Below are 11729 nucleotides of genomic sequence, written 5' to 3'. Positions count from 1 at the left end.
GCGGGTGGGCAGCGGGCACGGTGGCTGTTAAAACAGCCCCGTGTCCGACGTCACCCACTCCGCGCCACCTCCGTTCGAAGCCGCGCTGGTCCGCGCCAGCGAGGAGCTCGGCTTCCCCAGCTACTACCAGTCCTGTGTGCGCCCGCTGCTGCGCAACCCGGAAGGCCGCTGGCCGCGGTGCTGTGGCGGCGGGTGTGAGCCGTGCGCCCAGACGCTCATCCAGGTGGCCCTGCGCGCCCTGGAGTTGATGGGGACGCCACGCCAGGCGCCGCTGCCGGACTGACGCGGAGGCCACACGCATGTCCGCACCGCACCCGCTGTTGCTCGTGGATGACGACGCTGCGTTCCGCAAAGTCTACGGCGGGCTGCTTCGCGAGGCGGGGTTCGAGGTGGTGGAGGCCGCGGACCGGCCCTCCGCTCGCGCCGCCTTCGACGCACGCGACTTCCCCCTGGTGCTGCTCGACCTGATGCTGCCGCCCGACGGCAGCGTCTCCGCGGGGCTGGAGGGGCTGGCGGCGCTGTTGAGCGCGAAGCCCGGGACGAAGGTCATCGTCGTGTCCGGGGCAGGGGACACGCGGCACACGCTGGAAGCGGTGCGCCTGGGCGCGTACGACTTCCTCACCAAGCCGGTGGACCCGGACGTGCTGCTGGTGGTGGTGCAGCGGGCCTCGCGCGGGTGACGTTGGAGCGTCAGGTGGAGACGCTGCGCAGCTCGCTGACGCGCGCGGCGGGCGGTGTCTCGCTGGTGGGCCAGAGCGCGTCCTTCCTGGCGGCCACGTCCCTGGCGGAGCGCGTGGCGGCCAGTGAGCTGCCGGTGCTCGTCACCGGGGAGAATGGGACGGGGAAGGAGCTGCTCGCGCGCACCGTCCACCTCAAGAGCCGGCGTCATGACGGGCCCTTCGTCCCCATCAACTGCGGCGCGCTGCCGGAGTCATTGCTGGAGAGCGCCCTGTTTGGCCACGTGAAGGGCAGCTTCACCGGTGCGGCCAAGGACCACCGCGGCCTCTTCGCGGAGGCGGACGGAGGCACGCTCTTCCTGGACGAGCTGGGCGACATGTCGCCGTCCCTCCAGGTGAAGGTGCTGCGCGCGCTGGAGACGGGCGACATCCTGCCGGTGGGCGCGGACCGGCCTGTCCAGGTGGACGTGCGGCTCATCTCCGCCACGCACCGGGACTTGGGCCGCATGCTCCAGGAAGGCGCCTTCCGCGAGGACCTCTTCTGGCGCGTGAAGGGCGTTGAAATCCGCCTGCCGCCGCTGCGCGAGCGCCCCGCGGACCTGCCGCTGCTGGCCAAGCACTTCCTCAACCAGTGCGCGCACCTGTGTCCGGACGGCCGCGCCCGGCTGTTGTCGGACGCCGCGGCGGAGGCCCTGCTGGCCCACGCGTGGCCGGGGAACCTGCGCGAGCTGCGCCATGAGATGCAGCGCGCCACCGTGCTGGCCGGGGAGCGGCGCGAAATCCAGCCCGAGGACTTGTCCTTCACCGGCAGCGAGCGGCCGCGGCCCTCCAGCGCGCCGGGCACCACCACGCTGGCGCAGAAGGTGGAAGCGCTGGAGCGGCGCGAAATCGAGGAGGCCCTGCGGCGCTTGAATGGCAACCGCACCCATACGGCGGAGGCGCTGGGCCTGTCGCGCCAGGGCCTGCTCAAGAAGCTGGAGCGCTTCGGGCTGACGTGAGTCAGAAGAGCCGGACGCCCAGGCCCAACCGCACGCTGTAGCCCAGGCGCGTGTGGCTTTCACCCGAGCGCTCCTGGAAGGACTCCACGCCGAGCTGGCCCGCCGCCAGCGCCGACAGGTTGCTGCCCAGGTACACCTCCACGCCGCCTCCGCCGAGCGCCTGGATGCGCCGCGACTGGCCATTGGACAGGCCGATGTCCACCGGCACGTCCAACAGCCCCAGCACGGACACCGTGTCCGCGACGCGCCAGCCCGCCACCAGCCCGGGCGACACGCGAAGCAGCACGCCGGAGTAGTTCCGGTCGTCCATGTACGTGGCCCCCGAGTTGAGCACCACGCCCAGCCCCAGCGTGGGCGCCAGGGACAGGATGCCCTGCTCCAGCACCTTGCGCCGCACCGTGAGCTCCAGCGAGGCGGAGAGCTGGAACCACTGGAGCCGTGCGCGCGCTTCCAGCTCGAAGCCGGAGATGCCTTGCCGGAAGCCCACGCCAAGCTCCGGCGCGCCCACGAAGCCGTAGAGCGCCGTGGCTCCGTCCGGCAGCGTCACAGGGGCCAGCACCGCGCCCAGCGGGTCCTCGCTCGTGCCGCGCAGGAGCGCTGTGTCAGACGTCGTGACGCGCGGCGCTTCGGCGGCGGGGGCAGGCGCCTGAGCGGCGGACTCCAGGGAGACGAGCAACAGCGCGGATACGAGAGGGCTGAAGCAGCCGGAACGCATCATGTGCACACCCTACCCCGCACAGTGGCGGGCGGAAACCCCAACGATTCCAGGAGCTTGTCGGCACCTTGCGTATTTGTCCTGCTTAGCGCGAAGATTTCGTAATTCATGGCTACCGCGCTCCCACAACCTTCCACGTATGCCGGACCGGAAGCCCTGGCCGAGGCGGGAGCGCGTCGCCGTGCGTCACGGGGCCGGCCCCGCGTGTTGCTGGTGGATTCGGCGCCGGGCGCGCAGGCCGTGCTGGCCGCCGCGCTGGCGGAGGCGTGCTTCGAGGTCCTGTTGGTCGCGGGCGCGCAGGCCGCGCTGGCGTCGCTGGCGGAAGGTGGCACGCCGCCGCAGTTGGTCGTCACCGAGGTGGAGCTCCGGGACGGAGACGGCTTCAGCCTGTGTGGCCAGGTTCGCGCGGACGCGCGCACGGCGCACCTGCCGGTGCTGCTGCTGGCTCGGCGTGAAGAGGAGTTCCACCGGGACCTGGCGGGCGGCGTGGGCGCGGACGACTATCTGGCCCATCCCGTGGAGCCGCGAGACGTGGTGGCGCTGGCCCGGCTCAAGGCGGGCCGGTGCAGTGGTGACGCGGCCTTCGAGTCGGACACGCGGCGGCTGCCGCTGACGGACGTGGCGCGAGCGCTGCTGGCGGGCGGCCGCTCTGGCCGCGTGGTGATGGCGGAGGGCCAGGGCTGGTTCGCCTTCCGGCACGGCCTGGTGGTGGACGCCGTCTTCAACGGTGAGCGCGGCAGCCTGGCCTTCCGGCGGATGCTCTGCTTCGGCGCGGGGGACTACTCGGTGGTGCTGGGGCCTGAGCTGCACAAGGGCTCGTTCACCATGGACCGCCCGTACCTGTGTGAGACGGTGCTGCAGGGCCTGGAGCGCTTCGACGCGCTGCGTGCCCGGGGCCTGCCGTTGGCGTCGCGGCTGACGGTGGACTTCACCCGGCTGGCGGAGCTGCTGGCGTCGCTGCCGGAGGACGTGGGCGAAGTGGTGCGCCTCTTCGACGGGCGCCGGACGCTGCGCGCCATGTTGCTGGAGTGCCAGTTCCCGGAGGCGGTGGCGTACGAGGCGTCCACGCGGCTGTTCGCGCTGGGCATCCTGGTGCCCGCGTGCCTGCTGGAGGAACGCGAGCGGGCGCGCTGCGGCGCCACGGTGCCCGGCTTCTTCGAGCCCGCGCCCGCCGTGGATGCCGTGCCGGTGGAGGCGCGGGAGAACGGCCCCGGCGCGGAGGGCCTGACGGGGGCTGTCCGATCCGACGACGCGGGCGTTTGAAGGGTTTGACTCGGCGGCCCCCGGTAGGGGACAAGGCCCGGCGCGGGGTGCTCCATCCGCTGGGCGCCCGCTGAGGCACACCCCCCATGTCCGGTCACAATCGGTGGTCGAAGATCAAGCGCCAGAAGGCCGCGATGGGCGCGACCAAGGGGAAGCTGTACTCCAAGGTCATCAAGGAAATCACCGTCGCCGCGCGGCTCGGTGGCGGTGAGCCCTCCGGCAATGCCCGCCTGCGCGTCGCGCTGGCCGCGGCCCGCGAGGCCAACATCCCGAAGGACACCATCGAGCGCGCCATCAAGAAGGGCACGGGCGAGCTGGAGGGAGAGAGCTACGAGGAGGTGACGTATGAGGGCTACGGCCCCGGCGGCGTCGCCATCCTGGTGGAGTGCCTCACCGACAACCGCAACCGGACCGCGGCCGACATGCGCTCCACCTTCAACGCGTATGGGGGCAACCTGGGCGCCGAGGGCGCGGTGGCCTGGATGTTCCAGAAGAAGGGCGTCATCAGCGTGAAGTCCGGTCCCTCCGAGGACCAGTTGATGGAGCAGGCCATCGACGCGGGCGCCGAGGACGTCATCCTGCTGGGGGACGAAGGCGCCGAGGTGCGCACCGCGGCGGCGGACCTGCACACCGTGGCGGTGCGGCTCCAGGAGTCGGGCCTGCCGCTGGGGCAGCAGCGGTGGGCGTTCCTCCCCCAGAACACCGTCGCGCTGGACGTGGACACGGCGAAGAAGCTCCTGAAGCTGCTGGACGCGCTCGAGGAGAACGACGACGTGCAGAACGTGCACGGGAACTACGAAATCGAAGACGCGATGCTGGATTCGTTGTTGCAGTAGCGGAGTCCTGGAACGGAGTGGAACGTGCGCGTGCTTGGCGTTGACCCGGGAAGCCGGTTCATGGGCTTCGGGGTGGTGGAGGAGAAGCGGGGCCGGCTGGCGCACGTGGGCCACGGCGTCATCAAGGGTGACCCGGCGCTGCCGCTGTCGGACCGCCTGCGGGACTTGCACGGCGCGCTGACGGCGGCCCTGGTGAAGTACCGCCCGGACGCGGTGGCGGTGGAGGGCGTGTTCACCTTCCGCAACGCGCGCAGCGCGCTGGTGCTGGGGCATGCGCGCGGCGTCGCGCTGCTGGCGGCGTCGCAGGCGGGGCTGTCCGTCTTCGAATACGCGCCGGCGAAGGTGAAGAAGGCGGTGGGGGCGGGCGGCGCGGACGGGAAGGACGCGGTGGCGCGGATGGTGCGGACCTTCCTGGAACTGGAGGCGTCGGCGCTGGAGCGCGCGGACGCGAGTGATGCGCTGGCGGTGGCGCTGTGCCACCTCAACCATGGGCGGGCCGCGGTACCGGCGGCGTCCGCGTCGGGCAAGAAGCGCAAGGGCGCGGCGGCGCTGCTGGCGGACCGGCTGGCGCCCGCGTACCGGCGTCCGGAGGCGACATGATTTCGCGGTTGCGCGGGACGGTGCTGGAGAAGGACCTGGAGGACGCCACCATCGACGTGGGCGGCGTGGGCTACCGGGTGAACTTCTCCATGCTGACGCTGGGGAAGCTGCCGGAGGAGGGGCAGCCGGTGGACGTGCGCGTGCGCACCGTGGTGCGCGAGGACGCCTTCGACCTCTTCGGCTTCCTGACGAAGGGTGAGGAAGAGGTGTTCCTGCTGCTCAACAGCGTGTCGCGGGTGGGGCCCCGGCTGTCGTTGATGGTGATGTCCGGCATGGAGGTGCCGGAGCTGGTGGCGGCGCTGTCGCGGGGCGAGGTGGCGCGGCTGGCGAAGATTCACGGCGTGGGGAAGAAGACCGCCGAGCGGCTGGTGCTGGAACTCAAGGACAAGGTGAAGACGATTCACCTGGAAGCGGTGTCGCGTGGCACCGCGCCGGCCGCCGTCAGTGGCGCCCAGGCGGACCTGGTCTCCGCACTGCTCAACCTCGGCTACAAGCAGCCCCAGGCGGAGAAGGCCGCGGACCTGGCCGGCGAACGGTTGGGGGCGGAGGCCACCTTCCAGGCGCTGTTCCGCGAGGCCCTCAAGGCGCTCCGCTCCGGCGGCTGAACGCTACGACACGTCGGTGTGACGGCGCTGTGACGGCAAAATCCAGGAGAACGGCTGGGCCGTACCGTCCTCTCTTGGGTTGAGAGCTTGAAAGGCGCTGGGGCCAGAAGGCCCCAGTGTTGCCCTGTCTGCAGAAGTCGTCAGGCGTCGCGTGATGCCGGACAGCAGACGCGATTTCCTACCCGGGTCCGAGTAGGAGCCTCCGACATGGATGACGCTTTCCAGCTCCAGTGGCGAGGGCCGGCACGGCGCCGAGGATGAGGGTTGCATACATGACGTCATGGCGTGCCATTCCTGTGTGGCTGTCGCTGCTCTGCGGGGGAACGGCGGCGTGTGAGCCGCTGGTGGAAGGTGAGGCGGGGGAGGAATGGGCGCGGGCCGTTCCCGGGTCGCAGGCACCTGTCGACGTGTCGACGGAGCCGTCCGTGCGCGAGGGGTCCGTCCTGTTTCCGCAGCCTTGGGCGGTGTGCAGCGACACGGCCCAGCGGCTGCGTGACATCCGGCCGGGGCTGACAGGTTCGCAGCCGCAGGAGCTGGCGCGTGCGGGCGAGGTGCTCGTCTTCAGCGCGGATGACGGCGTCAGTGGCCGCGAGCTGTGGGCCAGCATCGACGGGTCGCGGCAGACCGTCCGGCTGAAGGACCTGCGGCCGGGGCCGGCGGGTTCGCAGCCTCGGAACCTGACGCGGGTGGGGGCCTGGGTCTTCTTCGTCGCGGACGACGGCGCGCATGGCGCCGAGCTGTGGCGCACGGACGGCACCGCGGACGGCACGGTGCTGGTGCGAGACGTGCGGCATGGGACGGTGGGCGCGGCGCCGGAGTTCCTCACCGAGGTGGACGGCGCCCTCTACTTCACGGCGGATGACGGGCTGTCCGGCCGGGAGCTGTGGCGCACCGACGGCACGGAGAAGGGCACGGAGCGGGTGCACGACTTCCTGCCCGGCGCGGGGTCGCTTTCCCTGCGCCAGTTGACGGCGTGGGGCAAGGGCCTGGTGCTGGTGTCCGCCAACGCCGCGGAGACGGTGCTCTGGTGGGTGGACCGCCAGGGCCGGCCAACGCGGCTGTTCTCCCAGCAGGGCGCCGGGGTGATTTTCGGGCTGACGCCGGCGGGCCGGCACCTGTTCTTCCTGTTGGACCCGGGCACGGAGCAGGCCGAGCTGTGGGTGGCGCGCACGGCTCCGCCGTCTGCCGAGCGGGTGCGGACCTTCGCGGGCGACTACCCGGCGTACCTCGCCGCGCTGGATGACACGCTGTACTTCCTGGCGGGGGCGGCCGACTGGTACGGCAACCCAGGCGACGCGGTGCACGGCGGCGAGCTGTGGCGCAGTGACGGCTCGGTGGAGGGCACGGGGCTCGTGGGGGACCTCTGGCCCGGGCCCCAGGGTTCGATGCCCAAGGAGCTGGTCGCGCTGGGCGGCGCGCTGTACTTCACCGCGGACGACGGCGTGCACGGCCGCGAGCTGTGGCGGACCGACGGCACGGCGCAGGGCACGTTGATGGTGCGCGACATTGAACCGGGGCCGGTGGGCAGCATGCCCACGGGGCTCCAGGCCGAGTCTGGCTGGCTGTTCTTCTCCGCGGAGACGGCGGGGCACGGGCGCGAGGCCTGGTACAGCGCCGGCCGCCCCTGGGTGACGAGCCGGTTGCTGGACATCGCGCCGGGGGCCGCGTCGTCGAACCCGTTCAACTTCGTGCGCGCCGGCTTCAACATCTTCTTCGCCGCGTCGGACGGCGACGGGGACCAGGAGCTGTACGCGGTGCCCTTTCGCCCCTGGTGGCTGTGCCTCAGCCGGGACTGCTGAGCGCTACGCGGCCCGCCGTGACGCGGGGGTGGGCCGCACGTCGCCGAAGTTGGGCGCGGGCAGGACGATGGTGGGCGACAAGCCGGGCGCCATGACGTGCGCGGTGAGCTGCGAGGACGGGTGGAAGTTGATGAACGCGCCCTCCACGGAGGACGTGCCCGCGAACAGCTTCTCCACCACCATGGAGGAGTACTGGTCCAGGGAGTCCTCGCGCGTGTTGCCGTTGAGGACGACCTCCCAGCCCATGTGCTCGGCGAAGCGGCGCACGCCGGGGATGGCGGACAGCAGCGGCGTGTAGCTCTCCGTGGCCACGCCATTCTCGCTGGTGACGAACACCTCGCGCGAGGTGGCCACCGCCAGCGACATGTTGCCGCGCGTGTGGCCGGGCGTGCTGAGCAGCGCCGCGCCCTGGCCCAGCCACACGTCGCCGTCCAGCAGCACCACGCGCTCGCGCGGGATGTCGGCGCCGCCCGGCACGAGCCACACCGCCTGCATGGGGTGCGGCTCCAGGGCCACCTCCCATTCGGCGCGCTGCACCAGCAGGCGGGCCCGGGGGAAGTACGCGGGCATGCCGTCCCCGCCCAGCCAGCCGCGCAGGTCCTGGATGTGGAGGTGGTCGAAGGCCAGGTAGTCCACGTCCGCCGGGGTGAGGCCCAGCGCGGCCAGGTGGCTCTGCACCGAGCCGTGCCGCGTGGACATCACCTTGTCGGAGACGAAGGCGCCGTAGCGCTCGCGCAGCGCGCGGTAGAAGGGGGCGAAGACGCCGCGCTCGTAGTCGGACGGGTTGAACAGCAGCGTGCGCCGCGCGCCCTCCCGGTCCACGAACTGCACCACCTGCATCCGGTTCGTCAGCATGACGTAGGGCGCCGGAGACGCCGCCGCGCCGCTGAAGGCGAACGGGGCGGGGTAGGGGAAGGTGACGAGGTCGCAGGTGGCCACCGCGGCCACCGGGCCCTCCTTCACGAAGGCCTCCCGCGCATCCAGCGCGGCCCGGCGGAGCTTCTGGAGCCGGAGCCCGGGCACGGGTTCGGCGCGCGCACCGGCCAGGGAGGGGAGGGGTCGAAACGCGGGGCTCGGGTTCATGCGGTCTCCAGGCTCGACTCTCGCACACGGCAGGCGCACTTCAATCGCCTCGGAGTGTCGGCGGGGGCTGTGCCAGGAACGCCGGGAGAGGGGCCCACCTTCCCCTGCCCGCGCCCGCCTGGCTGGCGGGCCCGGCGGCCCACGGAGTGTATCGCCGCCAGATGTGCGGCGACACGCGCGGCCTTCCTGTATAGGGTCCGGATGGTCATGGCGAGGAAGTCCGACACACTCTCGGAAGACGTCCTGCCCGAGGACGTCCGGCTCGAGGCTTCCCTGCGTCCGCGCTCGTTCGACGAGTACGTGGGCCAGGGGCTCGTCGTCGAGAAGCTCAAGGTCTACGTGCAGGCCGCGCGCAGCCGGGGCGAAGCCCTGGACCACTGCCTGTTCTCCGGCCCGCCGGGCCTGGGCAAGACGTCGCTGGCGCACATCATCGCGAACGAGCTGGGCGTGGGAATCCACGTCACCAGCGGCCCCGCCCTGGAGCGCAAGGGGGACCTGGCGGGCCTGCTCACCAACCTCGACGCGCGCGACGTGCTCTTCATCGATGAAATCCACCGCCTCAACGCCGCCGTGGAGGAATACCTCTACCCGGCCATGGAGGACTTCCGGCTGGACATCACCATCGACACCGGGCCCGCCGCCCGGGCGATGAAGATTGATTTGCCGCCCTTCACGTTGATTGGCGCCACCACGCGCACCGGCCTGCTCACCTCGCCGCTGCGCGACCGCTTCCAGATTCAGGAGCGGCTGGAGTACTACGACGCCAAGGCGCTGGAGAGCATCCTCCACCGCTCCGCGCGCATCCTGGGCATTCCCCTGGACAAGGACGCCGCGCGCGAGGTGGCCAGCCGCTCGCGGGGCACGCCGCGCATCACCAACCGGCTGCTGCGCCGGCTGCGTGACTTCGCGGAGGTCGAAGGCAATGGCACAATCACCCTGGAGCTGGCGCAGAAGTCGCTGGACAGGCTGGGGGTGGACGCCAGCGGCCTGGACTCCATGGACCGCAAGATTCTGCTGACCATCCTCGACAAGTTCGGCGGCGGCCCGGTGGGCGTGGAGACCATCGCCGCCAGCGTGGGCGAGCAGCGCGATACCATTGAAGACGTGTACGAGCCCTTCCTGATGCAGGAAGGCTTCCTCCAGCGCACGCCGCGGGGCCGGATGGCCACGCATCGCACGTACCAGTATTTCAAGAAGCAACCACCGCCCACGCCCCAGGGCAGCCTCTTCTGAGATGCCATGAGCCAGGACACGCCTTCCTCGTCGCCCCACGTCCCCCGCGACTTCTACGCCGACCTGATGCGCGCCTCCCAGACGTCGCGCGCCGGCTTCCTCGCCGAACGCGAGCGCTGGCTGCGGGGCGTGCCCGTGGAGGGGCGGGAGGAGCTGCTGTTCGAGTTCGAGATGCTGCTGCGCGCGGTGGAGCGCTACCTCAACCTCAACACGGTGGTGGACGCGCGCGACAGGCCGCTCGTCACGCGGGACTTCCGCGAGGAGCTGGCGGACGTGCGCGACGCCATGGACCGCGCCATCCGCGTCGCGCGCCACCTGCAGGACCCGGACAGCGACCAGAAGATGGTCTTCCGCAAGTACGTGGAGACCCAGCTCGCGGACGACCGCGTCCGGCGCGCGCTCATCGAAGAGCAGCTGGACCAGGAGACGCCGCCCGAAAGCCTCTTCGTGCTGCGCGAGGCCTTCGACGCGCTGAAGAACCTGCTGGACCACCTGCTCAAGCTGCCGGCGGCGAACCTCGGCCTGTTCCAGGACGTGGGCAAGCTGTCCCTGCGGGAAATCGTCCTCAACCGCTACTTCCGTCCCTTCCGCCCGCTGGAGTTCCGCGTCGAATACGACCGGCTCCGCTCGGTGCGGCTGCTGGACACGCTGGTCACCCTCCAGGAGGAGCAGCGCACCGCCTTCACCACCACCTTCCTGGGCCTCTTCCGGCTGCTGCACTACCTGGCCTACGTGGACGCGGAGGAGCAGCCGCCCTTCTCCCGCCGCGTGCGTGTGCTGCTGGCGCTGGTGCGCAGCGAGGCCACCGCGCTGGCGTCGTGGATGCACTCGGAGCTGTCTCCGAAGGCCGGCTCCAAGTCCCTGCAGGCCGCCACGCTGCGCGCCGCCCGTGACATCGCCCGGGAGACGGAGCGCGTGGCCCGCGAGGTGCTGGTCAACCTGGACCGCGACGCGGAAGCCCCGCTGCGCGCCGCGTCCGCCTTCACGGGGGTGCTGCGCACGCAGGTGGTGGCGCTGGTGGAGGCGCTGGCGCCCAACGGGGGCCTGGCCGACGGCGTCTTCGACGAACTGATGAGCCCGCGGGAGGCGGCGCTGCGCCTGCGCAAGGATTTGTGGGTGTACGCCCAGCTGTGCCGCGCCGCGGAGTCCCACCTGCGCGCCGAGGACGTCCCCGCCGCCGAGCGCGCGCTGGACGCCCTCAAGGACTTCCTGGGCTACTTCCACGACGGCGGCTACCAGCTGCTGCGCTACGGCGACTACGACGCCTTCGACCGCTTCACCTCGCTGCTGGTGGAACTGCCCTGGCCGCCGGAAGGGCCTGGCATCCGCGCCCGGCTCGGCGAGGACCTGCGGCGCTTCATCCAGACGCTGGAGTCCACCTTCCACGCCGTCAGCCGCCGCACCCACCTCCAGGGCCGGGGCTTTGATCGGCCGGACGCAGAGGCCCTGCGGGACAGGTTCCTCACCACCCCTGCACGCTGATACAGCCCTGTCGCGGTGCTACTGGCCACCCCGCATGACGGTCCCTGCGTATGGGGCATTGTCACTGCGGGTGTTTGCGTCGTTGAGTTCCTTGCGCTATGGACGCGCCCGTGTTGCATGGAAGACACGGGTTGTTGAGGAGAGGGCAGGGCGCGGGGATGCCAGGGACGGGGATGACAAATCCCGGACATCGGTGTCGCGGTTCAGGAGGGAATCAGCAATCCGCCACGGGGGGAGGGGCGCCAGGCCGGAACCGGTGACCCTGAAGGCGCACGAAAAAGCCGAGCAACTCCAGGGGGTTGGAGCTGGACTTCAAGCCCACGGCGCTGCCAGGCATGTCACGGAGAAGTGGCATGCTGATTGCTCGATTCGCGCGTCACATCAGACCACTGATGAACGTTTCCAGCCCTCCGGCGGAACTGGAACGGAAGCTCCGCA

12 protein-coding genes are annotated in these 11729 nt (G+C 71.1%); 10 read left to right on the top strand and 2 right to left on the bottom strand.

Features of this window, described 5'->3' with window-relative positions:
- Positions 1 to 40: 40 nt before the first annotated feature.
- Genes KGD87_RS14530 through KGD87_RS14520 form a run of 3 tightly spaced genes read left to right on the top strand, consistent with a single transcriptional unit; the run spans position 41 to position 1675 of the window.
- Positions 41 to 283: a hypothetical protein gene (locus tag KGD87_RS14530; protein WP_284668019.1), complete on the top strand. Its 243-nt coding sequence runs from the start codon at positions 41 to 43 to the stop codon at positions 281 to 283.
- 16 nt (positions 284 to 299) lie between these two features.
- Positions 300 to 680, top strand: a complete 381-nt coding sequence (locus tag KGD87_RS14525) for a response regulator (RefSeq protein WP_284668018.1) — start codon at positions 300 to 302, stop codon at positions 678 to 680.
- Positions 677 to 1675 (top strand): sigma-54 interaction domain-containing protein, encoded by a 999-nt coding sequence (locus KGD87_RS14520; RefSeq protein WP_284668017.1) that lies wholly within the window; start codon positions 677 to 679, stop codon positions 1673 to 1675. Before KGD87_RS14525 ends, KGD87_RS14520 begins: the two co-directional genes overlap by 4 nt.
- Before the next feature lies 1 nt (position 1676).
- Here KGD87_RS14520 and KGD87_RS14515 read toward each other — a convergent pair whose 3' ends face one another.
- Positions 1677 to 2393: a hypothetical protein gene (locus KGD87_RS14515; protein ID WP_284668016.1), complete on the bottom strand. Its 717-nt coding sequence runs from the start codon at positions 2391 to 2393 to the stop codon at positions 1677 to 1679.
- A gap of 105 nt (positions 2394 to 2498) precedes the next feature.
- Between KGD87_RS14515 and KGD87_RS14510 the strand changes: the two genes are divergently transcribed.
- The 5 genes from KGD87_RS14510 (at position 2499) to KGD87_RS14490 (ending at position 7493) form a co-directional block, all read left to right on the top strand.
- Positions 2499 to 3653: a response regulator gene (locus KGD87_RS14510; RefSeq protein ID WP_284668015.1), complete on the top strand. Its 1155-nt coding sequence runs from the start codon at positions 2499 to 2501 to the stop codon at positions 3651 to 3653.
- Between the two features lie 86 nt (positions 3654 to 3739).
- On the top strand, positions 3740 to 4489 hold the full coding sequence (locus KGD87_RS14505; RefSeq protein ID WP_284668014.1) for a YebC/PmpR family DNA-binding transcriptional regulator: 750 nt from the start codon (positions 3740 to 3742) through the stop codon (positions 4487 to 4489).
- 24 nt (positions 4490 to 4513) lie between these two features.
- Positions 4514 to 5089: a crossover junction endodeoxyribonuclease RuvC gene (gene ruvC, locus KGD87_RS14500; RefSeq protein ID WP_284668013.1), complete on the top strand. Its 576-nt coding sequence runs from the start codon at positions 4514 to 4516 to the stop codon at positions 5087 to 5089.
- On the top strand, positions 5086 to 5694 hold the full coding sequence (ruvA, locus tag KGD87_RS14495) for a Holliday junction branch migration protein RuvA (RefSeq protein ID WP_284668012.1): 609 nt from the start codon (positions 5086 to 5088) through the stop codon (positions 5692 to 5694). Before ruvC ends, ruvA begins: the two co-directional genes overlap by 4 nt.
- Before the next feature lie 272 nt (positions 5695 to 5966).
- Positions 5967 to 7493 (top strand): ELWxxDGT repeat protein, encoded by a 1527-nt coding sequence (locus KGD87_RS14490; RefSeq protein ID WP_284668011.1) that lies wholly within the window; start codon positions 5967 to 5969, stop codon positions 7491 to 7493.
- 3 nt (positions 7494 to 7496) lie between these two features.
- Here the strand turns inward: KGD87_RS14490 and KGD87_RS14485 are convergent, their stop codons facing one another.
- Positions 7497 to 8576 carry an MBL fold metallo-hydrolase gene (locus KGD87_RS14485; RefSeq protein WP_284668010.1) on the bottom strand — a complete coding sequence of 360 codons (1080 nt, stop codon included), beginning with the start codon at positions 8574 to 8576 and terminating at the stop codon, positions 7497 to 7499.
- A gap of 201 nt (positions 8577 to 8777) precedes the next feature.
- Here KGD87_RS14485 and ruvB point away from each other — a divergent pair, with 201 nt between their 5' ends.
- Together ruvB and KGD87_RS14475 are read left to right on the top strand one after the other, a co-directional pair.
- Positions 8778 to 9809: a Holliday junction branch migration DNA helicase RuvB gene (gene ruvB, locus KGD87_RS14480; RefSeq protein ID WP_284668009.1), complete on the top strand. Its 1032-nt coding sequence runs from the start codon at positions 8778 to 8780 to the stop codon at positions 9807 to 9809.
- A 6-nt stretch (positions 9810 to 9815) separates the two neighbouring features.
- Complete coding sequence (locus tag KGD87_RS14475; protein WP_284668008.1) at positions 9816 to 11291, top strand: hypothetical protein; 1476 nt, start codon at positions 9816 to 9818, stop codon at positions 11289 to 11291.
- The last annotated feature ends 438 nt before the right edge of the window (positions 11292 to 11729 follow it).

Source organism: Myxococcus sp. SDU36, from assembly GCF_030168875.1.
GTDB classification, from domain to species: domain Bacteria; phylum Myxococcota; class Myxococcia; order Myxococcales; family Myxococcaceae; genus Myxococcus; species Myxococcus vastator.
This window is presented reverse-complemented; position numbering and strand designations above follow the sequence as displayed.

What these genes read in the sequence shown, in the direction of transcription:
- KGD87_RS14525 (WP_284668018.1), top strand. Translation starts at nt 300, where the DNA reads ATGTCCGCACCGCACCCGCTGTTGCTCGTGGATGACGACGCTGCGTTC.
- KGD87_RS14515 (WP_284668016.1), bottom strand. Translation starts at nt 2,393, where the DNA reads ATGATGCGTTCCGGCTGCTTCAGCCCTCTCGTATCCGCGCTGTTGCTC.
- KGD87_RS14510 (WP_284668015.1), top strand. Translation starts at nt 2,499, where the DNA reads ATGGCTACCGCGCTCCCACAACCTTCCACGTATGCCGGACCGGAAGCC.
- KGD87_RS14505 (WP_284668014.1), top strand. Translation starts at nt 3,740, where the DNA reads ATGTCCGGTCACAATCGGTGGTCGAAGATCAAGCGCCAGAAGGCCGCG.
- ruvA (WP_284668012.1), top strand. Translation starts at nt 5,086, where the DNA reads ATGATTTCGCGGTTGCGCGGGACGGTGCTGGAGAAGGACCTGGAGGAC.
- KGD87_RS14490 (WP_284668011.1), top strand. Translation starts at nt 5,967, where the DNA reads ATGACGTCATGGCGTGCCATTCCTGTGTGGCTGTCGCTGCTCTGCGGG.
- KGD87_RS14485 (WP_284668010.1), bottom strand. Translation starts at nt 8,576, where the DNA reads ATGAACCCGAGCCCCGCGTTTCGACCCCTCCCCTCCCTGGCCGGTGCG.
- ruvB (WP_284668009.1), top strand. Translation starts at nt 8,778, where the DNA reads ATGGTCATGGCGAGGAAGTCCGACACACTCTCGGAAGACGTCCTGCCC.
- KGD87_RS14475 (WP_284668008.1), top strand. Translation starts at nt 9,816, where the DNA reads ATGAGCCAGGACACGCCTTCCTCGTCGCCCCACGTCCCCCGCGACTTC.